Raw genomic sequence first — 24,398 nt, forward strand, 5'->3', positions numbered from 1 at the left:
CGTATTGATAATCTCAGAAAAGTTATTGGGTTGAAGCTTTAATCGCCATACCGCTTTGTGCACCTATCACTGAAAAATAGTGATAGCCAGTTGCGGGATTGCTAATGGTGATTGTCTCGGTATTACCTTGGTTTTCAGAACGTTGATAATAGTTTGACTGCGTTGCCCAGCCTGTAGCATTGTAATATATATCACCGTTACCAGTTCCAAAGTCTGAGGATATTTGAAGTGAACTGGTGCCAGGAGGGATATAAATTCCGTAATAGGCAATAGCATTGTTCCATGATCCGGAGGGCACGCACATGTCGTCGTTTACATTCACCCAACCGGAAGTGGTGCTTTCTGTCATACAAGCGTCAACAACCCCGTTACCACCTGTTTGTGTCGAAGAGATCGTTGCTGAAGTTGTTTGTGAACTTGACGCGTTTTGATTATCCGTTACGGTCAAAGTAACTGTGTATGTGCCGGGATTTCCATATACATGATTTGGATTTGCAAGAGTGCTATTTTGACCATCACCAAAATCCCAATAATAGGATGTCAGCGTACCATCGGTGTCCATAGATCCAGAACTCGTAAAATTGACTGGTGTGTCCACTATACCGCTATAAGTACCGTTTACGCTTGCTACAGGTGCGTTATTCTGGTTGCCACCATTGCTATTACAACCGATACCGTCAAACTCGACCAAAATAGACGAGCTTCCTGTGGAACCAGACACCTTTAGGTAGCCGTAATAGTTACTTGCTCCTGTAACATGAATGCACTCATTGTTACCCATATTGTCGGAACTACCATCACTGTTGGCGCCATTTGGCCAACCTGAGTTGCTGTAATCAATACTCAAATCACCAGCACCATGAGCAGCTCTGACCGTGATACTATTGTGATTATTTACGCCTGTTACGCTTAACCATATCAGTGAACTGTTGCCTAAACAAGCTGCTTCACCAGCTTCAAGGCGGCCTCCGGTAATTCCAGTCTGGTTTGCACAGGCATCAGGAATCGTATTGTTGCCAGTCCCGTTGTCTTCCGCTGTAACAGTAACATTCGTACTCGAAGTGGCAGTTGCACCCAGATTGTCTGTTACTGTCAGTGTGACGTTATAAGTTCCAGCATTCGAGTAGACATGGTTCGGATTGGGTAAGCTGGAACTGCCTCCGTCGCCAAAGTTCCAAAAGTAGCTGGCAATTTGACCGTCCGGATCGGAGGAGCCAGAGCTGCTAAATCCAATGTTACTGTTTTCGGTGGTGGAATAGGGACCATTGATTTCGGCTGTCGGTCGTTGATTTACTTGCTGTTCACCATTGAAAGAAAAACTGTTTTCTCCAGTCCTCAGTATAGCAACCCCTTTGCAGGTGTTTGTTGTGTCAACAAAGATCATTCTGTCGCCTTGAGACCAGCCTGAGGCATTGAAGCTTTCCCCTGAATTTACGGAAGCATAAACCGTGTCCGAACGTTGGCCTGTGACATAGTTCACCCAGCGAATTTCAATGGTTTCATTCGAGTTATTGATGATTGTCGCATTGGCCGTTTCATCTCCCTTAAAATAGGGTCTTTCTAAGCTACAAGCGCCGACTTCGTTGGGGAGGGGTAACACATCTGGTACAACATTGCTAACTAACGCGTTATCAATTTCAAATGTTGAAGTTGTACCGACTATGCCAACTCCCACACACTCCCGATTTTCACTCATCATCATAAAGCGGTCGTTTAGCCGCCAAAAATTATTGTTGTATTCTTGTCCTTGCGTTAGTAATGCGATTTCTTCAGTGCCAGCATCCCCAGTGACATTGTCAATCCACATTAGTCGCATTGGTACTTCTGTAGTGTTGCGGACAGAAATGTTTTGCGTCGAGGGATCGTCTACATAGCGCACGTATTTATGTTCAAGATTACAAGCGCCAAATGTGTTGTCAGCAGGTAATGTCCCTCTGTTAATGGCTACAGCACTGGTTAGACTGGTTACATAAGCATCAAAGCCGTTGCCAATGCGGTTTGCAACGTCTTTAATGGCGGTACGATAGTTGACCGTATTACCTGTTCTCAGTGCTGTGACTATCTGATCATAGTCTGCACGATGATTATTATTGAGGTAATGTATGGCCAGGTAGCCCCACTTGTACAAATCCGGATGGTAATAGTTTGCACTCAAAATATTGTATAAAGGTGGGATCTCAAGGTTAGTTACCCCATCAATCGTACGTGAATAATTTAAACCATTAGCCAAATAATCTGCCAGCCCTTCAGCTAACCCCGCATTGTATGCAAAGGTTCCCTGTGGTCCCGCAACATTGAACCGGCCATCTAGATAGTGCACATATTCGTGTTGTAAATTATACACTTGACCTTGGTAAGAACAAGAAAATGGCACCCAACTGTCTTCGCAGATGTGGGCGATAAACTTAGCCTGGTTATTCACATTTGAGGGCGTACCTTCCAGATACATGCCTCCATTGTCTGTAGATATACCGAAGTGTGTACCGGCATTTGCTTTATATTCGGCACTTGAAAGGTAAATATAAACATCTAATGTGTCATTGTAATCATTCGGAAGTGGTGAATTTGGATTGGTATTAAAAAAGTTATGAAATGCTTGGTCTGTTTCGGCAATTTCGTTGCAACTGGCAATAAGTTGTTGCTGTGAAACTCCTGCTTGGGCGTGCAGTTGAACAGTTGAATTACATTGATAGTTGGTGGTGAAGGTTTGTGCAATAGTAGCAGCACTCAAGCTGTTTGGGCTTAACAAGGCGAAAAAAGCAGCAATGCTTGATGCCCCGGTGATAAATCGATTCATTGAATTTCCTTTATGTTCTTGCTGTTTGGAGCGGGGGAAGTGCACGCTGTCCGGGTGCTTGCTAATCATATTGCTTTTATCTTGAATTTAACGTCACAGTCCTTTGAATCCCCACAACCAAATTGATAATACTGGCTCTTATTGAGGCAGTGGTTTTACGATGGTTAATTTTTAGTAGTATGCGGTGCTAAATCTAATGCTGAATTAGGTTGGCTTACTTTTCATAAACATCGAGTATATTGTATACAATATACCATTATAATCTTCAAGTTGCTTGTTAATATTGTGTGAATTGGCAACTTGTTAACATTTACAGTTTGGCAAATTTGTTTTGGGCTCACCGCAAGTGCAATGTGTTTGATGCGTTGAAAGTTCATAACTGAAAATATCGAGCTACGAAGCCCTGAAGAAAAGGCCTTAGTTGATCACTGCCTTTTGATTGTAATAAGTGATAGATCTGAAAATGATGTAGATGCAGGTTGGCTATAACTGGCAGGGTCAGTAAGTTCAGAATTTGAGACTGATAAAGTAAAGAGGCTTGGTTGGCGTGACTCTAAAAATCTTGGCTAATGTACTTTCTTAGATTTCAGTCAGATATATAGAAATCCGGGTTATTGACGCCGGGGCTGACAAAGCACATTAAATCCGGTCTAAAACATGCTGTCTGGTTTGAACCTTGGGTAAGTACACGCAACAAAAAAGCCGCAAAATTGCGGCTTTCGTTGTTTTGTACGAGATAAGCTGTTAGCTCATGGCGTTTTGCAGCTTTTTCATGGCGTTCTTTTCAATCTGACGCACGCGCTCGGCAGAGACATTGTATTTGTCTGCCAGGTCCTGCAATGTGGTTTTTTCGTCTGATAACCAACGGGTTTGCAGTATGTGTTGGCTACGCTCGTCCAGCGTTTTAATCGCTGAGTACAGGCGAGCAGAAGCGTTTTGATCCCAGTCGGCATTGATAACGCTAGTCTCTACGTCTTCGCTTTTGTCTTCCAGGTACTGTACCGGTGCAAAACTACCGGACTCGTCATCGTCAGCTGATAAGTCAAAGGCCTGATCCTGGCTGCTCATACGAGCTTCCATTTGCAGAACTTCTTTGGTGCTGACACCCAGTTCGTCAGCGACTGTTTGCACTTCTTCGTGGGTAAACCAGCCTAAGCGCTTTTTGGCTTTGCGCAGGTTAAAGAAAAGTTTGCGCTGTGCTTTAGTGGTGGCCACTTTTACGATGCGCCAATTACGCAATACGTATTCGTGAATTTCAGCTTTAATCCAGTGAACGGCAAAGGAAACCAGGCGAACGCCCATAGTGGGATCGAAGCGCTTAACCGCTTTCATCAATCCAATGTTGCCTTCCTGAATTAAGTCAGCCTGCGGCAGGCCATAGCCTGAGTAAGATTTGGCGATGTGCACCACAAAACGCAGGTGCGACATGATCAGCTTTCTTGCTGATTCCAGGTCTTCGTCTTCTCTCAGACGAGTTGCCAATGCACGTTCCTCTTCAGCGGACAGCATACTGATGCCACTCACATACTGAATGTACGAATCCAGGCTTCCGCTTTGTGGAATGCTTAAGGCCATGGACTGTATTTTTGTGCTCATAATTACCTCTTTATTTTTTGCCGCTGGCATGCTAGCACAGTGGGTTGGAGATCACCAGAGTCGGTGCCCTAAAACGAATAAGTATCGCTTGTTTGCTGTTAATTTAACCTGAACAAGCAGATTAATATTTGTTGTTACGTTGTCAGACCTGCTAAAGTTTAATTTTGTTTCGTGTCACAGGGATGAATATCACCTATGAAATGTAACAGAGTTTTATGCACCAGAATTTCGATTACTTATTTGGTATAAGGTTAGCAAGATAATCTTGTTTGCCTGAGAGGTAGAAGAATGTTTGCATACGTTGCACGTCAGGCCATATTGGACCGCGATAAGAATGTATTTGGTTACGAGCTGTTATTTCGGGATGGCAAACAAAACTGTTTTCCCAATGTTGCTCCGGATGAGGCGACCTCAAAGATTCTGGCCAGTAATCACTTAACTTTGGGCCTGGATGAAATCACTGGTGGCAAGGTGTCCTTCATCAATTTTTATGAAGACACGCTGCTTTATCGCTTTCCAACGTCATTAGATCCCATGGCAGTGGTGATTGAGATTGTCGAAACCGCTCCCATCAGCAAAGAGTTGCTGGCTGCCTGCAAGCACATCAAACAACTGGGTTACAAACTGGCGCTGGACGATCACGATTTTGATCCCAAATGGGATGTATTTCTGCCGTATATCGACATTGTAAAAGTGGATATTCGCGAAAGCGATTACGAAACTATCAAAAAACACGTACCCAAATTTCTCGATGCCAAAGTTAAAATAGTGGCAGAAAAAGTGGAAACCCATGAAGAGTTTGAACTCTACAAAGACATGGGGTGCCATTATTTTCAGGGTTATTTCTACGCCCGTCCAGAGGTGGTAAAGCAAAAGAATATCCCCAACTCTAAGCTGTCACTACTGGAACTCATTGGTGAAAGTGCCAAATTAGAGATGAACTTTGATCGCATCAACGACATTATTGAGCGAGATGTGGCGCTGTCTTACATGCTATTGCGCTTTATCAATAACCCGACTGTGAACAAGCGCAATAAGATCACCTCGTTGCGTCATGCGCTAAATTACATGGGGGCGCTGGAACTCAAGAAGTTTATTGCTCTGTTAGCGCTGGCCAATCTGGGTGATGCCAAGCCGATGGAACTACTTCAGGTGTCTTTGATCCGGGCTAAATTTTGTGAGTTGTTGGCGGCGGCCCGCAATGATCCGGAAAATCCACCCAAAGGCTTTTTAGTGGGCTTGTTTTCCCTAATCGATGCCATGTTGGATCGCAATATGAATAACCTGATGGAAAACCTGCCTCTGTCAGATGATTTAAAAGCGGCTTTGTGTGGTGAAAAGAACAATTTATTGATCTATCTGGAACTGGCCAAAACCTTTGAAACGGCTAGCTGGCAGAAAACCCGTAAGCTATCTCAGGCACTCAAAGTCGAGCAAAAAGCGCTGCATGGCTATTACAATCAGGCCGTAGTCTGGAGCAATGCAATGCGTCAGAGTATTGCCTAACAGCCAGGGCTTATTTAGGCTCTATCTGACGCACATAGCGGGTGACGGAAATTGCCGAGCCAGCCAGTCCCATAAAGATGGAGATGCCCAGCATTGCCATCAGAGTGGAGAAGCTCATGCCCGCCAGGTCAAAGTCCTGATTATACAGCGCTAAAATGTCTTCAATGTTTGAAGACATCCACCACAATAAGATCGCAATCGTTATCCAGGCCATTATGCCGCCAAGAAAACCATACCAAAACCCGGTGTACAAAAATGGGCGCTGAATAAAGCTATCGGTGGCACCCACTAATTTCATGATCAGGATTTCGCTGCGCTTATTGAAAATATTAAGCCGGATGGTATTGCCGACAATCAGGATCACGGCGATAAATAGTAACATAGCAATCATGGTAACCAGCTCATTAGCTATCGCCAGAATGGCGTGTAATCGCTCCAGCCATTCTATGTCCAGCTTACCGGACTCCACTTCTCGCTCCTGAATGAGCTTATCCAGCAGGGTTTTAGCGGTAGCCGGGGTACCGAATTTATCACTGGGGTACACCAGTAATACATTGGGTAAGGGATTTGAGTCCAGATAATCAACGGCATCGCCAAAGCCGGACAGAGTTCGAAATTCTTCTAACGCATCATCAGCAGATACAAAGGTCAGGCTTTCTATTTCCGGCCAGGTGCGAATGCGTTTAATTAGTTGCTGAATGTCGGCATCACTGGCCTGTTTCTTCAAAAACACCGATATTTCAGCCGCCTGTTGGGTGTCTGCGCTGATGGTGTTGAGGTTTTTTACTAATACGTATAGTGTCCCGGGCAGGGTAATACTCAGGCCCAAAACGGCAATCGTCATCACAGAAGCCAACGGCGTTCTGATAATTTCACCAAAACTGGCGATGCACTGCCGAAAATGACTGGTAAAGAACATCAACAGCTTTTGCGACAGGCTGATTTGATGTTGTTGGGCACCGCTTTGACGGCTTTTGAATAACAGACTCATGCCGGCTCTCCGGGCATTTCTGTGAGTCCGTCGTTGATCATCTGACCGCCTTTTAAGGTCAGGGTGCGATAGTGCATTCGTGCGATAAGCCCCAGGTCATGGGTGGCAATAAATACTGATGCGCCGGCTTTGTTAAAAGCTTCAAATAAGCGAATAATCTCCAGCGACAAGGCTGGATCCAGGTTACCTGTGGGTTCGTCAGCGAGAATAATCGGTGGGCGGTTTACTACCGCTCTGGCAATGCCCACCCGCTGTTGTTCACCACCGGATAGCGTTGCTGGTGGATTGTTTTGTTTGTGTAGTAAGCCGACGCGATCCAGTGCCGCATGTACTCTGGAGTAGATTTGCTTACGAGAATAGCCCTCGATAACCAGAGGCAGGGCTACGTTGTCGAATACGGTTTTATCCATCAACAGCTGGTGGTTTTGGAAGATCATGCCGATATCTCGGCGCACGTAGGCCACGTCTTTGCGGGTTATGCGGCTCAGGTCGTGACCGTTAATGAAAACCCTGCCGACACTGGGGCGTTCCATCAGACTGATCAGTTTTAATAAGGTACTTTTACCTGCCCCGGAATGGCCGGTGAGAAATACCATTTCTCCGGGGGCAACGTGAAAATTGACCTTGCTTAAGGCCAGTTGTCCACCCGGATAGGTTTTGCTTACTTCTTCAAACTTGATCATTGTGGTCTGATTTAAACCTGATGATAATTAGCGTTTTTGTTTTTCAAATAATGCGTCAATAAATGTCTTGCCGTCAAATGTCTGCAAATCGTCAATGCCTTCACCCACACCGATAAAGCGCACCGGCACGTTAAACTTGTCAGCCAGAGCAAAGATAACCCCGCCCTTAGCGGTGCCGTCTAATTTGGTAAGTGTCAGACCGGTAATACCGACAGCGTCGCTAAACAGCTTCATCTGGCTGATGGCGTTCTGGCCGGTTCCGGCATCCAGGGTCAGCATGATTTCGTGAGGGGCATCGGGATCCAGTTTTTTCATTACCCGCACGACTTTTTTCAGCTCTTCCATCAGGTTATCTTTGTTCTGTAAACGGCCTGCGGTGTCAGCAATCAGTACATCGGCATTGCGCGCTTTGGCAGATTGCAATGCGTCAAACAACACTGAAGCACTGTCGGCACCGGTATGCTGTGCAATCACCGGAATATCATTGCGCTCGCCCCATACCTGCAACTGTTCTACCGCGGCTGCCCGAAAGGTATCACCGGCGGCCAGCATTACGGATTTACCCTGATTTTTCAGCTGTTTAGCCAGTTTACCTATAGTAGTGGTTTTACCCACGCCATTAACGCCCACCATTAAAATTACAAACGGGGTTTTGCTGTCATCAACCACCAGAGGCGAGCTGACAGAAGCCAGCATGTTGCTCATTTGCGATTTTAACACCGGGTAAAGTTCATCGGCGTTTTTGAGCTGACTGCGGCTGGCCTGCTCGGTAAGGTCATCAATAATTCGGGTGGTGGTTTCTACGCCAATGTCGGCAGTTAGCAGCTGGGTTTCCAGATCCTCAAACAGTTCATCGTCAATGTTTTTCCCTAAAAACAGATTGGCCATACCTGAGCCGATGTTGTCACCGGTTTTCGCCAGACCGCGTTTCAGACGTGAAAAGAAGTTTTCTTCTTTGGCTTCCGGGTCAGCTTTTTCATGGTTGTCCTGAGTATTTGATTCGGTCGCTTCGGTTACTGACTGTTCTGCTGGCTCGACTGTCTGAGTAGGTTGCTCAGTAACTTGTTCCTGCGTCTCTTCCTGAACGGGTTGGTCAGTAACTGGGGCATCTTTTGGGTTTTTGTCTTTGTTAAACCAATCAAAAAATTTTGACATCGTAAGTGTTGTTCCTGATGTTTCAGCATTCCGGGAAAACGGCACCTGGCCATTTCAAAGCATTGTAATGCGGATCCCGGAGGGGGAGTTTGGTAAACTTGTGTGATTAACACAAATTTCCAATTATTTTTTCGGAACGGCATCATATCACAGGGGAGCCAGGCTTCAATGCGCGCTAAACAATCAGTTTCATCAAAATCTCCGGGCTTTATTCGCATCATCTCTGGTAAGTGGCGTGGACGAAAACTGCCGGTGATTAATAGTGAGGGTTTGCGTCCCACTACGGACCGCACCAAAGAAACCTTGTTTAACTGGCTGATGCAGGATGTTGCTAATGCGGTATGTCTGGATATGTTTGCTGGCTCCGGGTCATTGGGGCTCGAAGCGCTGTCGCGCCATGCGCAGCAGGTCACTTTGGTGGAAAAACAAAAAGACATCGCTGGCTCACTGCGCAATATTCGCAAATTGCTAAATGCCGATGAGCAGGTGTTGCAAATCATCAATCAGGATGCTTTGTCCTGGTTGAGTACCTGTACCCAGAAGTTTGATATTGTGTTTATCGACCCGCCTTTTAAGAAGAATTTATTACAACCGGTGGTTGAGGCTTTACTGGAAAAGAATTTGCTGCAAGATAATGCCTTAATTTACATCGAGCATGAAATTGAGTTGCCATGGTCGGTGCCTGCATCACTGCGGGAGCTGAAACGCAAAAGCACCCGTCAGGTGACATCGCTGTTGCTACAATATCAACCCTGAAGGTAGTTATGAACAACAAACCCAATGGAACCGGGATTTCTCGTCTTTTTAAAGCCACAAAATGCTCAATGGACGGCATTCGCCTGGCCTGGCAACACGAGTCGGCATTTCGACAGGAATTGACTCTGGCCTTGGTGCTTGCACCACTGGCTTTTTTTATCAGCACGTCCACAGAACAGTTTTTGTTATTGCTGATGCCGGTGTTTTTACTGGTGATTGTAGAGTTGTTGAACAGTGCGATTGAGGCGACTGTAGACCGCATCAGCACAGCATTGCACCCACTATCAAAGCAGGCCAAGGATATCGGCTCAGCAGCCGTGTTCTTTGTTCTGCTGCTGCTCATCCTGACCTGGAGCTCAATATTGCTGAATAATTTTGTGCTTTAGGGGGAGTGCATGAGTGCTTATACTTCGATCACAATGCCCAGAAGCTAAATATTTACATTTTAAGAAAAAGCCAATCTAACTCGTAACTGGATTAAGTTAGGTCAAAGTTTGTTCGAAGTGCTAAAGTCTGTTTCCCTTTACGCGCTATAAACTGCGACATCAGTTAAAACAACGATGAGAGCTATCAGGGATGATAGCTCAATCAATGCCCAGCACAGGGACGTGCTGTCATTGATGGTCGTCGTTGTTCTGATGGCGAAGTTTATGCTTTTGCGCGTCAGGGGCTGAGGGGGATTCTTAAGGGGGGCGCAGCCCGGTCCCCTTGAGGCGCAGTCGGCGCCCCGACAATGATTTCAATCAAACAACAGAGGTTGAATTAGACTACATTGTCGAAAAAAGTCTACCTACCAGCAAACTCAACTAAGGAGTCTGAAGGCTGGTTGATAGTCTCGCTTCAGTATTCCGGGGCAAATTAATTAGCTTTTGGCTCCGATTAGAGCTGACTATGTTCGAGTGTTGCTCAAAAAACGAACGCGATCTCGCCCTGCTTTGTGCTTTAGAGGATTTCTAAGCCGATATTGCTGATCCCTTCTTCGGTAGCCAGGGCTTTTAATCGTTTTACCAAATCGTTGTTGCGTTTGATATTACCTTGCAACAGGGCGATTAATTCCGCCTGAAATTCTATTTCCCAGCTCATTAGAGGGTGCTGTTTAATGTCTTCCTGCTCGCCTTCTGAGGCTTCGATATAAGCTTCCACACAGCCCTGCGATACTTTACTAACCACCACGGCACCCTGAGCATCTTCACCAGAGATAAGGTTCAATACTGAGTCTAATGACACCGCAAAATCCAGCGCCGGATAGACGCCATAGTTATCAAAGTTGTTGATATCTGGGGTGGCTTCGTCCAGTTTTAATCGCTGTGATTCAAAGTTTATTTTGGTTTTGGGGGAGCCTAACCAGTCCCAGAGACTGTTCAGGGTGTTGCGCAATTGTTCCGCCTCGTAAAAGCCGGTTAATTCGCAAAAAAGGTGATAATTGGGATACATTCTTTCAAGTAAGGTTAATGCAAATGCACTGGCACGCCAGTCGTTAAACTCTCTTACCTGCTGAAAAATATTTAATTTGGCCAAGTGAAAACTCTGTCATTGCTACAGTCTTTAGTTTGCCCTGAATCGGTATGGCATACAATGTTTTCGCCTGAAAGCTGATTGTTTTTGTCTCGGACATACAGCGCTGTAATTGTGCAACAAAGAGCAAATTATGCACTGACAAAAATTATGCTTTGTTTACCTATTTGCGAATTCTGTGCTATCTATTAAGTTCAGTGCCAGAGAACATTCTGGTCGCCAGTTGCTTTTTCAGAAATGCATCTGGCCTAATTTGTTAACCAACAAGTCCCTGATAAGCAAAGAAAAATAAATCGGGAGGAGAAAATAAATGAGTTTAATGACGGTAGCGGAAGTTGCGGAATACTTGGGGATCCAAGATGTCAGGGTGCAACGACTAGAAAGAGAACATTTGTTAAATGCCAAAGATAAAGATGCTGCCGGTGAACCGCTTTTTGACCGCACAGATGTTGAGAAATACAAAGAACTGGCAGAGCGGTTGGGCGGAATCTAAGCCATCCTTTTTTAACCTGAGTTGATTGAGCGTGCTTTGCGCACGCTCAATCAACAACTCGGTCTATTTCAATTAGTTGAGTAAATTCGCCAGCATGCGAATGCCTTGTGCTGTGGCTCCGGCAGGTTGAGTGTCGGTGCTGCTGTTGTTAAACGCTGCAGCTAGATCCACATGTAACCAGCCTTTTCCTTCATTGGGCACGAAGCGACTCAGGAATCCTGCTGCATTGCTGGCACCTCCGGCGCCCCCACCTTTTTGCGGACGGCTGTTGGCGGTATCAGCATACGGAGATGGGCAGTTGTCCTGGTGGAAAGCTTCCAGCGGTAACGGCCAGGCGGGTTCGTTAACCTCGTCTGCTACTTGCAATGCCAGCGCTCTGAGTTCATCGTCGCGGCTAAATAGGGCGTTGTAGTGACCGCCAACCGCCACCATTGCGGCACCCGTTAATGTCGCTGCATCAATGATTCTTCGGGGCTGATATTCGCTGGCTAACAGCAACCCGTCAGCCAATACTAAGCGACCTTCGGCATCAGTATTCACTACCTCTACTGTTAAACCATTCTTATAGGTAATGATGTCGCCCAGTTTGTAGGCATGGCCGCTTATCAGGTTTTCCGCACAACAGAGTATTAGTCGGGTGCGCTGCTTTAGACCATTCATAATGGCCAGTCCCAATGCTCCTGTAACCGTCGCTGCACCGCCCATGTCGCACTTCATGGTTAACATGCCTTCGCTGGGTTTAATACTGTAACCGCCACTGTCGAAGGTGATGCCTTTACCCACTAATACCGTGTGCACTGGCGCATTGGGATCACCACCTGGATTGTAGTCCAGATCTAACAATACTGGTGGACGAACACTGCCGCGACCCACCTCGTAAATGCCGTTCCAGCCAGCTTTTTGCAGTTCTTCACCCACGATTAAGTTGTGTGAAATCGATTCTGGTGCCAGTTCTGTCAACCAGTTGATAGCGCGCTCGGCCAAAACTTCAGGAGAGACATTTTGTGGCGTATCGTTGACTAAGGAGACGGTGAAGGCATGTGCCTTCATAGCATTGGTCACCGCAGGGGTGTTTTGTTGGCCAGCAAATGCCACCTCATAGCGCAGTCTGGCATCGTTAAAACTGGTGCAAAATGCGATGCTTTGCTCATCATTCCATTCACCTTGCAAATTGGCGCGTTGGGTTAAAGTTGCCAGTTTTCTGGCGGCCACTTTAATGTTTTTGAGTTGCGCTTTGGCATTTTCTGGCAAGTGAATCGTGGCACCTTCGGAAGAAATGGACAACGGACCTTTAAGGTTCCATGGTGCCGGTGTAGGGGAGGTACTCAGAGAAACCGATAAATGAGCTGGATTGGGATTTTCTGACATCTGGACATCCTTAGAAATTATTTGGTTATGGCCTGGAATTTTGACACAATCATTGCCCACTTTAAACGTTCCATCAGGCTGCACCTGTTTATGCAATTTCCGAAAAGCCTTATTTGCGGCACTCTGGTTAAAAGATACAAACGCTTTCTGGCCGATGTGGCGCTGGAAGACGGCTCGATTGTGACAGCCCACTGTCCCAATACTGGTGCGATGACTGGCTGTGCTGAGCCCGGCTTTAAAGTGTGGTTGAGCAGCAATAATGATCCCAAGCGAAAACTCAAATACACCTGGGAAATTGCGGTGGATCACGAATACAACAAAATTGGCATTAATACCCACAATGCCAACAAGCTGGTGTTTGAGGCGTTAAACAAGCGTCGTCTGGCTGAATTTCGCGCTTTTGGTCAATATCGACGTGAAGTTAAGTTTGGCAATGAAAACAGTAAAGTAGACTTTTTGCTGACCAACAGTGATCACGCGCAAATGTATCTGGAAGTAAAGTCGGTTACCTTGGCGGAAAACGGATTAGGCTTGTTCCCGGATACCGTAACAGAGCGCGGTCAAAAACATTTAAGAGAACTGACCTATATGGCGCTGCAAGGCAACAATGCCGGTATTTTATTTTGTGTGCAGCACACCGGCATTAAACGTGTGGCTATCGCCAAAAAACTGGACCCTGAGTATTTTGAATTAATGCGTCAGGCTATCAAGGCAGGTGTGAAAGTGTTTGCCTATGGTTGCGACATCAGCGAGAAAGAAATCCTGCTGAATAAAAAAATCCCGTTTGTTTATGATGTTTAGGCTAAAAAACAAGCAGTTGTAGTGTGGTTTTTAAAATTTATTACTTGAAAAGCAATAAATGAACACCATATTTGCCCAGCGATAAAAATTGTGTCAATCTGCCGGATGATCAGTGGTTTGTTAGCCCGCCAACAACCAGCGTTTCGCAAGTATTGTAGGTGAGCAAATATCAATTATTGCTCTTTTTGTAGATTTTTGTATAAGATAGCGACCCTTTTTAGCAGGTCTCATAGTCGTTTAGGAGAGTTGACCTATGCCGACAGGTAAAGATGGTAAAACGTTAGGGCTTTTGGCGCTGGCAGGCCTTGAGCCTTACCAGGAGAAAGACGGCGAAGAATATATGAACAGCAAGCAACTGGAGCACTTCCGGTTGATATTGTTGGCATGGCGTGATCAGCTTCGTGAAGAAGTAGACCGCACTGTGCACCACATGCAGGACGAAGCCGCCAATTTCCCGGATCCAGTTGACCGTGCCGCTCAGGAAGAAGAGTTTAGCTTGGAGCTGCGCACCCGTGACCGTGAACGTAAATTAATTAAAAAGATTGAAAAGACCTTAAAGCGCATCGAAGAAGATGACTTTGGTTTTTGCGATACTTGCGGTATTGAAATCGGTGTTAAACGTCTGGAAGCCAGACCTACCGCTGATATGTGTATCGATTGCAAAACCATGGCTGAAATAAAAGAGAAGCAACTGTTAGGTTAGATAAAAAGAGCTGCAAATTGCAGCTTTTTTTATGTCCGAACACGAGCTTTCCATGGTCCAGAATTACGCAACTACCGGGCTGAGTGCGGAGTCCCTGAACTACCGAGGTCGGTTTGCTCCCTCGCCCAGTGGCAACCTGCATTTCGGCTCATTAGTTACCGCTTTAGCCAGTTATCTGATTGCCAAACAACAGGGCGGCAAATGGTTATTGCGCATCGATGATATTGATCAACCCAGAGTCAAACCGGGCGCTACGGCCAATATCTTAAAAACCCTGGAAGCCCATGGTTTATGCTGGGACGAACCGGAACACTATCAAAGCCAACATCTGGATTATTACCGGGAAGTCTTGTCGCAGTGGCGGCAACAAAGCTGGTGTTATTTTTGTGATTGCACCCGAAAAGCCATTAAAGCACGCGGTTCATTATACGATGGTCATTGTCGGGAGCGGCAGTTGCAACAAGATGGATGCGCCATTCGCATAAAAAACCCCGGTCAAAGCCTGGCTTTGACAGATGCCAGACTGGGTCAGGTGGACGTGCCTAGCGATGTGATCAACGAAGATTTTGTACTACAGCGACGCGACGGTATTTTTGGTTATCACCTGGTGGCTGTGCTGGACGATTTACGACAAGGTGTCACTCAAGTGGTGCGCGGTGCAGACTTGTTGCTCCCCAGTGCTTGTCAGCTGGTGCTTTACCGCGTGTTGCAACAACCGGCTCCGTCGTTTTTACATATTCCTCTGGCAGTTTCTGCACCGGGGAAAAAATTGAGCAAACAAAATCACAGCCCGGAACTGGACAGTTCCAGGGTGGATGAAAATTTGTGTGCGGCCTTACAGTTTTTGGGGGCTGATGTTCCGCAGGCTTTGTTGGGGGCTGGTAAAGACAGCCTGCTAAATTGGGCACTACAACACTGGAATATTGATAATTTACCGCTGTCTTTGGAAAAAAAGGTAGCGAGGCACTGGTGTTGACGAAAAGTTATTCAAATTAGTGGCCGATTAGTTTAGAATCCGCGCCCGAAAAAGCTGGCGAAGAGCTTGTTTTTCAGGATATATTTTCTCAGCGTATCAATTTTTCGGGTATTGTTACCTAAACCCAGTAAGATCGGAGTCAGGCATATTATTTCCAGGGTATTTGACAAAGTAAGGAATGCATTCACTGGAAAAGGTGAAACTGAAATCATCGCTGAACAACTCTCCGGCGATGTTGTGGTGCCTCGTGAACAACACTCTGTTTCACGAGATGATATAAGCCCCAATGCCTTAAAAGTTCTGTATCGTTTGCATGGCAGCGGTCACCAGGCCTATCTGGTGGGAGGCTGTGTGCGCGATTTGTTACTGGGCCACCACCCAAAAGACTTCGATGTTGTCACTGATGCTACTCCGGAACAAATCAAAGGCTTGTTTCGCAATTGCCGCCTGATTGGTCGCCGTTTCCGTCTGGCCCATATCGTTTTCGGTCGGGAAGTTATCGAAGTGGCCACGTTTCGTGGTCATCATCAACAAGATGACAATCCTAAAAATCAAACCAGCCAGCAAAGTGATGCCGGGCAATTGCTCCGGGATAACGTTTTTGGCTCTATTGAAGAAGATGCTGAGCGCCGGGATTTCACGGTTAACGCCATGTATTACAACATTGCGGATTACAGCATTCGCGATTTCGCCAATGGTCGTGAGGCGATAGCCAAAAGAGAACTGGAGCTGATTGGCGACCCGGAAACCCGCTATCGTGAAGATCCGGTACGCATGTTGCGAGCGGTGCGCTTTGCCGCGAAGCTGGACTTCAATATCACCGCCCGTACCAGCAATCCTATTCCTGAGCTTGCCGATTTGTTGAGTAATGTGGCACCGGCCAGATTGTTCGAGGAAGTGATCAAACTGTTTATCAATGGCGCTGGCGTGGCCACCTTTAAATTGATGCAGCAATACCACTTGTTTGGTCAGTTGTTTCCCCAGGTGCAGCCTTTGCTGGAGAATCCCGAAGGCAAGGAATATCAGTTTTTACTCAAGGTCTTGGCCAACACTGACAATCGCATTAATTCCGGAATGCGGGTGACTCCAGCCTTCTTTTATGCCGCAGTGATGTGGTACGCGGTGGAAGAACGACAAGAACAACACGTAAGTGAAGGTGGCTTCAATCGTCATGATGCTTTTGTCATGGCAATGAATGATGTGCTGCACCGACAAATGCAACGCATTATGATCCCGAAACGCTTTACGGCGGTTATCCGGGATATCTGGTTACTACAGCACCGCTTACCGAAACGCTTTGGCAAACGCGCCTGGGTGACGCTTGAGCATGCCCGATTCCGTGCAGCTTATGACTTTTTAGTGTTGCGTGGAGAAGTCGAAGGCGGTGAAATTGCCGAAGTGGGCCAGTGGTGGACTGAATTTCAGGATGCCGCGCCACCTCAGCGCAAGAAGATGTTAGCTAATTTGCGTGGCAGAGATGGCAAGCCCACGCGCAGAAAGCGTCATTTTCACAACAAAAAGTCGTGACCCCTGAACTAGTCTACATCGGACTGGGAGCCAATCTTAACGACCCGGTCCAGCAGCTCAGATCTGCTCTGTCTGCCATCAGTCGCATCCCCAACAGCCAACTTATCCGATACTCCAGTTTTTACAGCAGTCAGCCGTTAGGGCCCAGTGAGCAGCCGGAATACGTCAACGCTGTCGCTGCTCTCAATACCTCGTTAGCACCTGAAGAACTGTTAAAAACACTACAAAAAATCGAACTGGAACAAGGCCGCACGCGAAAAGCTGAGCGCTGGGGGCCCAGAACCCTGGATTTAGACATTATCCTGTTCGGGCAACGCATCATTAATAGCGAGCTGCTGACGGTGCCGCATTACCACTTTCATCTGCGCGAATTTGTGCTTTATCCGCTTTATCAAATTGCGCCACAACTGGTTTTACCGGACGGTAAAACTGTCAAGCAACTGTTACAAACGGTGCCTAAAAACGGTTTAACTGAGTTACTTGCGGTAAAGAATATTCAGATTGCTTGAAATCGCATGGTTTCTTCGTATAGTGCAGCATTAAACAGGCGTTTGAAAAAGCGCCGGTTGATGCTAATTATCCGTAACTTTGAGAATAAGGCAGTTATTTTATGAAAAAAGTAACCACTTCCGGCTTGCTTAAAATGAAGCAAGAAAATCAGAAGATAAGCGTGTTAACTGCCTATGATGCCAGCTTTGCTAAGTTGTTTGATCAGGCCGGTATCGATGTGTTGTTAATCGGTGATTCATTGGGCATGGTGTTACAGGGTGAGGATTCCACCTTACCGGTAACGATTGATGACATCGCCTATCATACCCGCGCAGTGAAAAATGGCACTGAGAGAGCACTGGTGGTGGCAGATATGCCATTCATGTCTTATGCGACGCCAGAGCAAACCTACCAAAATGCCGCCAAACTGATGGCTGCTGGTGCACATATGGTAAAACTTGAAGGTGGTGACTGGTTGCTGGAAACCATCGAAGGACTGGTTACTCGAGGTGTGCCTGTGTGTGGCCATCTGGGATTAACGCCTCAGTCGGTGAATGTTTTCGGCGGTTTCAAAGTGCAAGGGCGCGATCAGCAAAAAGCACAAAAAATGATTGCGGATGCGCAACAGTTGGAGCAGGCCGGTATTCAAATGCTGGTGCTGGAGTGTGTTCCCAATAGTCTGGCAGAACAGATCACTAACGCGGTGTCCATTCCGGTTATTGGCATCGGTGCTGGCCCTGATACCGATGGTCAGGTACTGGTGATGCACGATATGTTTGGCATCAGCGCCAACTACATGCCCAAGTTTTCCAAAAACTACTTAGTCGAAACCGGTGATATCCGCAGTGCAGTGGCGAAGTTTATCGAAGAAGTACAAAATGGGCAGTTTCCTGATGAAGCCCATAGTTTCGTCGATTAAGCTGCTTAGGCACTGAGTTATTAGAGACAAATCATGCAGAAAATATCAGATATTCTGAAATTAAGGGAAATTCGACGCGCCTGGCAGATTGAGGGCAAGGTTATCGGGTTTGTACCCACTATGGGTAACCTACACGATGGTCACTTGCAGCTAGTCAAAGAGGCTAAAAAAGTTTGTGATATCGTGGTGGTGTCTATTTTTGTTAACCCTATGCAATTTGGGCCAAATGAAGATCTGGATGCTTACCCCAGAACTATGGAGCGAGATTGCCAGTATCTGGAAGAACTTGGCGTGGATTGCCTGTTTATGCCGGATGCCGAAGCCATTTACGCCAGAGGTCTGGAACAACAGACATTTGTTGAAGTGCCAGGTATCTCCTATATGATCTGTGGGGCCAGTCGACCAGGGCATTTTCGCGGCGTTGCTACCATAGTGTGCAAATTGTTTAACATGGTTCAGCCCAATCACGCCTATTTCGGTGAAAAAGACTTTCAGCAATTGCAGGTGATTCGGACCATGGTGCAGGATCTGTCCATGAACCTGACTATCCACGGCGTGCCTACGGTGCGTGAGACCGACGGTTTAGCCATGAGCAGCCGCAATGGTTACCTGAATGACAAAGAGCGGGCCATTGCACCGAAACTGTATGCTACCCTGATGACCTTATCAGAACAGATCATATCCGGGCGTAGAGACTTCAGGCAGTTGGTGAAAGAGCATACTTTGTTCCTCAATAATGCGGGTTTTAAAACCGACTATATTGAAATCCGCTGCGAAGAAACCTTAATGCATCCCAGCCATGAAGATACCGAGTTGGTGATTCTGGCAGCGGCCTTTTTGGGTAAAACCCGACTGATAGACAACCTGCCGGTAAGTCTGGATTAATAACTTACCACCTGAATCGAAACAGCCACCTCAACCAGGGTGGCTTTTTTGTTATCCTATCAGGCAGCCGGCGCGATAAGTTTTTGAAAAACCTGTGTCGTACTGGAAATGGCCTTTTGCTCAGCCAGGATATCCAACAAATCTTGTTTGGTGGTCAGTGGATTGGCCAAAATGACCCGGAACACAGTGATGGTTTGTCCCTGATATTTCGCCACTTCCAAACGGGTACGGGAAACGAAGGATTTGCCTGATTCCCGTTGCTGTTTTTGCACCCGTACCGTTAAATCGTCCAGGCGTTGATTGATTTTTTGTTTTTCGCTGTCAGTTGCCTGAGCCAGTTGCGCTTGCACAACTCGCGGGCAAACCCGATAGGTGAGTATGCACAAGGTGGGTTCGGTGATCAGTTCAAAGTCGGGATCACTATCAATCAATTGGGCAAACAGCCGGGCCTTTTCGATACTTTGATCCACTAATAATTCATAACCAGTGCGGCCAAATATATGTAAAGCTGAGTACACCAGCATCGCCATACCATTACGAGAGCCTTCCAGTGTGGTTGCGCCCAAATCTTTAGAGCCTGCCCGGAGAATGTAATTGGCATGATGTCGCACGGCATTAGAGTTTTCCGGATTTTTGAATAACACCATGCCCGCGCCCATAGGCACGTACATCTGTTTGTGAGCATCAATGGTAACTGAGTCGGCTTTTTCGATCCCGGCCAGTAATTTGGCGTGGGTACTGGAAAATAACGTCGGACCGCCCCAGGCTGCGTCCACATGAAAGTGGCAACCCAATTGTTGGGCAACGGCTGCGAGTTCATTGAGCGGATCAATATGGCCTGTTTCTGTGGTCCCTGCTATGCCCACAATAGCGATAACCTTGTTGCCCTGGGCTTCGAATTCCTGAGCCGTTTGCAGAGCCTGTTCTGCTGATAAGGTTTGTCCGGGGCAATCTACGGTGAGTAATTGCTCGCGGCCCAGACCCAATAAATCCACAGCCTTAGACAGAGAGTAGTGCCCCCGCCGTGAACAAATCACCCCGAGTTTTTTATAGCCATAGTGTTGCATGGCAGCTGCCACACCTTCTTTGGCTACGCCGCGAAAATCGCCAGATTCCCGCAGGAGATTATTACGGGCTACCCACAAAGCGGTGATATTGGCGATGGTGCCGCCAGAGCAAAACGCGCCTAAAGAGCGCTGGGCACTGTGCAAATGGGCTTGATAGAAGCTGTCGTCGTTGTCGTACACCAGCTTGTGTAACATGCCCAATACCTGCCGTTCCAGCGGGGTAAAGGCTTTGGAAGTTTCTATTTTTACCGGGTTTTGGTTCAGACCCACTAATAGTTTAGACAGCGGTAAATGAAAGTAGGGCAGTGCCGATGTCATGTGACCGATAAAGGTCGGAGAATAGGTGTTAACTGAATTGGCCACTAACTTGTCCAGCAAATGCTCGGCATGAGCCGAGACAAATTCCGGTTCTTCTGGCACCCGAAAATCGGCAAAATCACGCTCCAGATCTTCCAATGAACGCGCTTGAGTGACCACGTGCTGGCCTAAAAACTCTGATAAGTTGGCTGACAACTGCTGTTCAATTTCCGCCAGTTTGGAGTCCCCTTGTTCGGGAACTGTAAACACCCGGTACAGGTGCTCCAGGCTTGCTTCCGCTTTTTTCAAAACTCTCTCTCACTTCGCGCTGGTTTGCCGAACCAACAGTTATCTAAGTATAGCTATAACCCGATATTCACGCCTTGAAATAGCTTTCAGGGGCTGCCCGGAACAGCTAACGGGCTAGTTTACTTTTTTATCGAATACTCTGCAATCACAGGTCTAATCAGCAAGAATTCGACAAGATCTTGTTTGCTGCTATATTCAGGAATAGTAGATATGACAAAGAAAAAACAAAGTGATTAAGGTGAGGGATTACTAATGGTGGAAATTTTGACCCGCCGGGGATTCAACAGGCAGAGTAACAGTATGCAAGTGCGTGAAATCAGTCGGGATTTTAACCTTGAAAATGTAGTCCCGTTCTTCCAGCCAATCATGGATCTATCCAATAATTCCGTGTGGGGCTATGAATGCCTGGCAAGACTCATCTATCCAGGCGAACAAATTTTTCTGCCTGGTGAATTTTTGTATCTGGTGGAAAAAAACAGTTGTTATGGCGAACTCACTCAGAAAATATTCCATCAAAGTGCTCAATATTTTCGAGACAAGCAGGTTAACTGGAGCATTAATATCACCGAGAAGGATGTGCTTGACCCTCAGACTGCGGTGTTTATCGAACGCAGCTTACGGGATTACCCCAATGCCCAGCGTATTACCTTAGAGATATGTACACACACACTGTTTACCTACCCGGAACAATTTAAAACCTTTTTGTTACTGGGCAAAACCTTAGACATCCAGATTGTGGTAGACAGGTTTAGCGCTCCCTGTGAGCAACTTGAAAGCGTTTTGTCTTACCCCATTGATGGCGTTAAAGTGGAAAGTCATGCTTTAAAAGCACTAACCCAAAAAGCACCAGATGAGCTGAGTAAGGTACTGCAAAAAGCGAGGCTGAATGATGTTGCCGTTATCGCTGAGCACATCGAAAGTCATTCCACATTAACGGCGATGCAAAAGCTCAATATCGATTACGGACAAGGGTTCTATTTTAGTCAGGCCATGCCAACGGTTGTTTGATGCTTAGTGCGACAATCAAAGGCTACAGCTTACCTGCCAACACTGTTGTCCGCTGTTCCAGTATTTGCGCTCGAACGGCGTAAAAGCAACGCCCTGTTCAACCAGGCTGATTTGCGGTGACCTGGCACAAAGCTCCAGGGCTTTAGCGAACTCTCCGATGTAAATTTGCCAGTTACTGCGCACCGTTAACTCGCCGCCAATGGCCAGAATATCCTGAAAAGAGGCGCTGCCATGCCAGCGCTTTTGCACCTGAGCAGATTTTGGATAGGGGTTGGGGTAGAGCAGGTAATGTCTGGCGACAGACCAGTTGGCGTTTTTAACCAGTCGCCAAAAATCAATCACATCGGCTCGTATTACCCTGTAGTTACTACCACCTGAGATGACGTCAGTATCGAATTGGTCTTTTCCGGTGTTTTGATATTCTTCTTGTTTACCGTGTTTGTTGATACGCACGGCGGATTTATCTATGCCAATAACCAAGGCTTCAGGGTACTGTTCTGCCAATCGCCAGGTGCTTTCTCCGACACCACAGCAGGAATCCAGAATAATAGGACGCGCGGTAAAACCTGCAAGCCAGTCAGATATCTGGTCAAAAGCCGCTTCTGTATGAGCCTGAATGGGCTTTTGGTTGTTGCTGTGTTTGTGGCGCTGCACTATCTCCGGCAGTTTATCGTGGATGTCCAGTTGATTGGTGGTGATTGAACGGGAATTGCCTTGCATATTAAGAGCGGATCCCCGTGCCAGTAGAAATCAGACGCCAGGCGATTAATGAGAATACCAGGTTAAAAATCACCAATACCAATAAGGATGTCATCACAGTAAAGTCCGATTGCCCCAGAAAACCAAACCGGAAACCACTTACCATGTAAACGATGGGATTGATTTTGCTGACCCATTGCCAAAACTCTGGTAGCAAACTCAGGCTGTAAAAAACGCCGCCCAGATAAGTCATGGGGGTTAACACGAAAGTGGGGATAATACTGATGTCGTCAAAGGTTTTGGCAAATACCGCATTGATCAGTCCCGCCAGGGAAAACAGGGTAGAGGTCAGCACCAGGGTAATGATGATCACGGGCAAGCTGTGCAAACTGATATCGACAAATAATAGAGATATGGCGGTAACTATGATGCCGGTTAATACCGCCCGGCTCAGGCCGCCGCCTACATAACCTGCGATAATCACCCAGGTACTTACCGGAGAAACGATTAACTCTTCAATATTGCGTTGAAACTTGGAACTAAAAAACGATGATGACACATTGGCATAGGAGTTGGTGATCACTGACATCATGATCAGGCCAGGAACGATAAATTCCATGTAGGAAAAACCACCCATTTCGCCGATTCGGCTGCCGATAAGGCTGCCAAAAATGACAAAGTACAAGGTCATGGTAATAGCGGGTGGCACCAGAGTTTGTATCCAGATGCGGGTAAAGCGGGTGATCTCTTTGCGCCAGATGGTTTTCAGCGCTACCCAGTTGTAGGTATTCATGAATTGGCCTCCTGTTGTTGTGCTTTGCGGCCGTTTTCTACCAGGTTGACAAATAGCTCTTCCAGACGATTGGCTTTATTGCGCATACTCATGATTTCAATGCCCTTGTCGGTCAGTTGCTGAAACAACTTATTCAGGCTGTTGTCTTTGGGAATATCCACTTCCAGGGTATGCACATCGGGCATGCGATAAATAAAGCCCTGTAGTTGCGGATCTTCACTGCAACCGGGTAAATCCAGAATAAAGGTCTCCATATTGAGCTGGCTCAACAAGGCTTTAATGCTGGTGTTTTCCACTATGATACCTTTATCAATAATGGCGATATTGCGGCACAACATCTCTGCTTCTTCCAGATAGTGGGTAGTCAGAATAATGGTGATGCCTTGCTCATTGATTTCCTTCAAAAAAGTCCACATAGCGCGGCGGATCTCGATATCTACGCCAGCGGTGGGTTCGTCGAGGATCAACATTTTGGGTTCGTGCATTAGAGCCCTGGCAATCATCAGGCGGCGTTTCATCCCGCCCGATAAGGTGCGAGCTGGCTGGTTGCGCTTTTCCCAAAGGTCCAGTTTTTTCAAATACTTTTCAGCACGCTCTAGTGCGATATGACGAGGCACACCATAAAAGCCCGCCTGATTGCAGACGATTTGCAACAGGGTTTCAAACTGATTGAAGTTGAACTCCTGTGGCACTAAACCGATACAGGATTTCGCCGCTTCCAGTTCCTTGTCAATGCAGTGACCAAATACTTCTACCTGGCCTTCTGATTTATTCACTAGTGAACTGATGATACCAATAGTGGTGGATTTACCCGCACCATTGGGACCCAGTAATGCGAAAAAATCACCGGCTTGTACGGTGAGATCGATGCCTTTTAATGCCTGAGTGCCGCCTTTATAGGTTTTTTTCAGGCCTTTGATGGAGAGTGCATGCATGGTAAATCCCAGTGTTCAGAATGAGTCCAGAGCGTTTCGAGTTGTGCTGTACCGTTGCGCGTAATCGTTTAGCAGCATAACTCTGCAGGCAATTAATATTGCGCTATTTTCGATTTATTCAACTGCCGCA

At 46.7% G+C, this 24,398-nt stretch carries 22 protein-coding genes and 1 pseudogene; 12 read left to right on the forward strand and 11 right to left on the reverse strand.

From position 1 onward, the window contains the following. Positions 1-22: 22 nt before the first annotated feature. Both ACXAD8_RS16605 and rpoH read right to left on the reverse strand, forming a co-directional pair. Entirely contained in the window at positions 23-2,797 is a 2,775-nt protein-coding gene (locus tag ACXAD8_RS16605; protein WP_475230973.1) for a collagenase, read from the reverse strand. Between the two features lie 744 nt (positions 2,798-3,541). Then, on the reverse strand, positions 3,542-4,393 hold the full coding sequence (rpoH, locus tag ACXAD8_RS16610) for an RNA polymerase sigma factor RpoH (protein ID WP_475230975.1): 852 nt from the start codon (positions 4,391-4,393) through the stop codon (positions 3,542-3,544). Positions 4,394-4,681: 288 nt separating this feature from the next. Between rpoH and ACXAD8_RS16615 the strand changes: the two genes are divergently transcribed. Further along, positions 4,682-5,899, forward strand: coding sequence for an EAL and HDOD domain-containing protein (locus ACXAD8_RS16615; RefSeq protein WP_475164931.1), 1,218 nt, complete (start codon positions 4,682-4,684; stop codon positions 5,897-5,899). Between the two features lie 10 nt (positions 5,900-5,909). On the opposite strand, the gene ftsX is transcribed toward ACXAD8_RS16615, so the two are convergent. From ftsX to ftsY, 3 genes and pseudogenes are all read right to left on the reverse strand, one after another. Further along, complete coding sequence (gene ftsX / locus ACXAD8_RS16620; protein ID WP_475230977.1) at positions 5,910-6,890, reverse strand: permease-like cell division protein FtsX; 981 nt, start codon at positions 6,888-6,890, stop codon at positions 5,910-5,912. Beyond that, positions 6,887-7,573, reverse strand: coding sequence for a cell division ATP-binding protein FtsE (gene ftsE / locus ACXAD8_RS16625; RefSeq protein ID WP_475230979.1), 687 nt, complete (start codon positions 7,571-7,573; stop codon positions 6,887-6,889). The genes ftsX and ftsE overlap by 4 nt, the downstream gene beginning before the upstream one ends. A 27-nt stretch (positions 7,574-7,600) precedes the next feature. Continuing rightward, a pseudogene (gene ftsY / locus ACXAD8_RS16630) lies at positions 7,601-8,518 on the reverse strand (signal recognition particle-docking protein FtsY); the annotation flags it as partial. Between the two features lie 378 nt (positions 8,519-8,896). On the opposite strand from ftsY, the gene rsmD reads away from it, so the two are divergent. Both rsmD and ACXAD8_RS16640 read left to right on the forward strand, forming a co-directional pair. Beyond that, positions 8,897-9,484, forward strand: coding sequence for a 16S rRNA (guanine(966)-N(2))-methyltransferase RsmD (rsmD, locus tag ACXAD8_RS16635; protein ID WP_475230981.1), 588 nt, complete (start codon positions 8,897-8,899; stop codon positions 9,482-9,484). An 8-nt stretch (positions 9,485-9,492) separates the two neighbouring features. After that, positions 9,493-9,870 carry a diacylglycerol kinase gene (locus tag ACXAD8_RS16640; protein ID WP_475230983.1) on the forward strand — a complete coding sequence of 126 codons (378 nt, stop codon included), beginning with the start codon at positions 9,493-9,495 and terminating at the stop codon, positions 9,868-9,870. A 556-nt stretch (positions 9,871-10,426) separates the two neighbouring features. Here ACXAD8_RS16640 and ACXAD8_RS16645 read toward each other — a convergent pair. Continuing rightward, complete coding sequence (locus ACXAD8_RS16645) at positions 10,427-11,002, reverse strand: YjaG family protein (protein WP_475230985.1); 576 nt, start codon at positions 11,000-11,002, stop codon at positions 10,427-10,429. Positions 11,003-11,309: 307 nt separating this feature from the next. Here ACXAD8_RS16645 and ACXAD8_RS16650 point away from each other — a divergent pair, with 307 nt between their 5' ends. Next, positions 11,310-11,492 (forward strand): MerR family transcriptional regulator, encoded by a 183-nt coding sequence (locus ACXAD8_RS16650; protein ID WP_475230987.1) that lies wholly within the window; start codon positions 11,310-11,312, stop codon positions 11,490-11,492. 72 nt (positions 11,493-11,564) lie between these two features. On the opposite strand, the gene pepB is transcribed toward ACXAD8_RS16650, so the two are convergent. Further along, positions 11,565-12,860, reverse strand: a complete 1,296-nt coding sequence (gene pepB / locus ACXAD8_RS16655; RefSeq protein ID WP_475230989.1) for an aminopeptidase PepB — start codon at positions 12,858-12,860, stop codon at positions 11,565-11,567. 90 nt (positions 12,861-12,950) lie between these two features. Here pepB and sfsA point away from each other — a divergent pair, with 90 nt between their 5' ends. From sfsA to panC, 7 genes are all read left to right on the forward strand, one after another. Beyond that, entirely contained in the window at positions 12,951-13,661 is a 711-nt protein-coding gene (sfsA, locus tag ACXAD8_RS16660) for a DNA/RNA nuclease SfsA (protein ID WP_475232995.1), read from the forward strand. A 253-nt stretch (positions 13,662-13,914) separates the two neighbouring features. Further along, positions 13,915-14,364, forward strand: coding sequence for an RNA polymerase-binding protein DksA (gene dksA, locus ACXAD8_RS16665; protein WP_475230991.1), 450 nt, complete (start codon positions 13,915-13,917; stop codon positions 14,362-14,364). 52 nt (positions 14,365-14,416) lie between these two features. Continuing rightward, a complete protein-coding gene (gluQRS, locus tag ACXAD8_RS16670; protein WP_475230993.1) occupies positions 14,417-15,340 on the forward strand; it encodes a tRNA glutamyl-Q(34) synthetase GluQRS in 924 nt (307 codons plus the stop codon). Between the two features lie 240 nt (positions 15,341-15,580). Next, positions 15,581-16,867, forward strand: coding sequence for a polynucleotide adenylyltransferase PcnB (gene pcnB / locus ACXAD8_RS16675; protein ID WP_475232997.1), 1,287 nt, complete (start codon positions 15,581-15,583; stop codon positions 16,865-16,867). Then, positions 16,864-17,376 (forward strand): 2-amino-4-hydroxy-6-hydroxymethyldihydropteridine diphosphokinase, encoded by a 513-nt coding sequence (gene folK, locus ACXAD8_RS16680; RefSeq protein ID WP_475230995.1) that lies wholly within the window; start codon positions 16,864-16,866, stop codon positions 17,374-17,376. Before pcnB ends, folK begins: the two co-directional genes overlap by 4 nt. 101 nt (positions 17,377-17,477) lie before the next feature. Then, positions 17,478-18,275 carry a 3-methyl-2-oxobutanoate hydroxymethyltransferase gene (gene panB, locus ACXAD8_RS16685; RefSeq protein WP_475230997.1) on the forward strand — a complete coding sequence of 266 codons (798 nt, stop codon included), beginning with the start codon at positions 17,478-17,480 and terminating at the stop codon, positions 18,273-18,275. Positions 18,276-18,308: 33 nt separating this feature from the next. After that, positions 18,309-19,160 carry a pantoate--beta-alanine ligase gene (gene panC, locus ACXAD8_RS16690; RefSeq protein WP_475230999.1) on the forward strand — a complete coding sequence of 284 codons (852 nt, stop codon included), beginning with the start codon at positions 18,309-18,311 and terminating at the stop codon, positions 19,158-19,160. Positions 19,161-19,219: 59 nt separating this feature from the next. On the opposite strand, the gene panP is transcribed toward panC, so the two are convergent. Continuing rightward, a complete protein-coding gene (gene panP, locus ACXAD8_RS16695; protein ID WP_475231001.1) occupies positions 19,220-20,833 on the reverse strand; it encodes a pyridoxal-dependent aspartate 1-decarboxylase PanP in 1,614 nt (537 codons plus the stop codon). A 252-nt stretch (positions 20,834-21,085) separates the two neighbouring features. On the opposite strand from panP, the gene ACXAD8_RS16700 reads away from it, so the two are divergent. Beyond that, positions 21,086-21,841 carry an EAL domain-containing protein gene (locus tag ACXAD8_RS16700; protein ID WP_475231003.1) on the forward strand — a complete coding sequence of 252 codons (756 nt, stop codon included), beginning with the start codon at positions 21,086-21,088 and terminating at the stop codon, positions 21,839-21,841. Positions 21,842-21,856: 15 nt separating this feature from the next. On the opposite strand, the gene trmB is transcribed toward ACXAD8_RS16700, so the two are convergent. The 3 genes from trmB to ACXAD8_RS16715 are packed head-to-tail and all read right to left on the reverse strand — an operon-like array spanning position 21,857 to position 24,268. After that, positions 21,857-22,561, reverse strand: coding sequence for a tRNA (guanine(46)-N(7))-methyltransferase TrmB (trmB, locus tag ACXAD8_RS16705; RefSeq protein ID WP_475231005.1), 705 nt, complete (start codon positions 22,559-22,561; stop codon positions 21,857-21,859). A 1-nt stretch (position 22,562) separates the two neighbouring features. After that, complete coding sequence (locus ACXAD8_RS16710) at positions 22,563-23,333, reverse strand: ABC transporter permease (protein WP_475231007.1); 771 nt, start codon at positions 23,331-23,333, stop codon at positions 22,563-22,565. Next, a complete protein-coding gene (locus tag ACXAD8_RS16715) occupies positions 23,330-24,268 on the reverse strand; it encodes an ABC transporter ATP-binding protein (protein ID WP_475231009.1) in 939 nt (312 codons plus the stop codon). The genes ACXAD8_RS16710 and ACXAD8_RS16715 overlap by 4 nt, the downstream gene beginning before the upstream one ends. Between the last annotated feature and the right edge of the window lie 130 nt (positions 24,269-24,398).

Source organism: Planctobacterium sp. AWH2_060, from assembly GCF_056158425.1.

Excerpts from the sequence above, each read along its gene's own strand:
- sfsA (WP_475232995.1), top strand. The coding sequence starts at position 12,951 with ATGCAATTTCCGAAAAGCCTTATTTGCGGCACTCTGGTTAAAAGATAC.
- ACXAD8_RS16605 (WP_475230973.1), bottom strand. The coding sequence starts at position 2,797 with ATGAATCGATTTATCACCGGGGCATCAAGCATTGCTGCTTTTTTCGCC.
- dksA (WP_475230991.1), top strand. The coding sequence starts at position 13,915 with ATGCCGACAGGTAAAGATGGTAAAACGTTAGGGCTTTTGGCGCTGGCA.
- panC (WP_475230999.1), top strand. The coding sequence starts at position 18,309 with ATGCAGAAAATATCAGATATTCTGAAATTAAGGGAAATTCGACGCGCC.
- panB (WP_475230997.1), top strand. The coding sequence starts at position 17,478 with ATGAAAAAAGTAACCACTTCCGGCTTGCTTAAAATGAAGCAAGAAAAT.
- trmB (WP_475231005.1), bottom strand. The coding sequence starts at position 22,561 with ATGCAAGGCAATTCCCGTTCAATCACCACCAATCAACTGGACATCCAC.
- gluQRS (WP_475230993.1), top strand. The coding sequence starts at position 14,417 with ATGGTCCAGAATTACGCAACTACCGGGCTGAGTGCGGAGTCCCTGAAC.
- ACXAD8_RS16650 (WP_475230987.1), top strand. The coding sequence starts at position 11,310 with ATGAGTTTAATGACGGTAGCGGAAGTTGCGGAATACTTGGGGATCCAA.
- ftsX (WP_475230977.1), bottom strand. The coding sequence starts at position 6,890 with ATGAGTCTGTTATTCAAAAGCCGTCAAAGCGGTGCCCAACAACATCAA.
- ACXAD8_RS16615 (WP_475164931.1), top strand. The coding sequence starts at position 4,682 with ATGTTTGCATACGTTGCACGTCAGGCCATATTGGACCGCGATAAGAAT.
- ACXAD8_RS16640 (WP_475230983.1), top strand. The coding sequence starts at position 9,493 with ATGAACAACAAACCCAATGGAACCGGGATTTCTCGTCTTTTTAAAGCC.
- ACXAD8_RS16700 (WP_475231003.1), top strand. The coding sequence starts at position 21,086 with ATGGTGGAAATTTTGACCCGCCGGGGATTCAACAGGCAGAGTAACAGT.
- ACXAD8_RS16715 (WP_475231009.1), bottom strand. The coding sequence starts at position 24,268 with ATGCATGCACTCTCCATCAAAGGCCTGAAAAAAACCTATAAAGGCGGC.
- pepB (WP_475230989.1), bottom strand. The coding sequence starts at position 12,860 with ATGTCAGAAAATCCCAATCCAGCTCATTTATCGGTTTCTCTGAGTACC.
- rpoH (WP_475230975.1), bottom strand. The coding sequence starts at position 4,393 with ATGAGCACAAAAATACAGTCCATGGCCTTAAGCATTCCACAAAGCGGA.
- ACXAD8_RS16710 (WP_475231007.1), bottom strand. The coding sequence starts at position 23,333 with ATGAATACCTACAACTGGGTAGCGCTGAAAACCATCTGGCGCAAAGAG.
- ftsE (WP_475230979.1), bottom strand. The coding sequence starts at position 7,573 with ATGATCAAGTTTGAAGAAGTAAGCAAAACCTATCCGGGTGGACAACTG.
- rsmD (WP_475230981.1), top strand. The coding sequence starts at position 8,897 with ATGCGCGCTAAACAATCAGTTTCATCAAAATCTCCGGGCTTTATTCGC.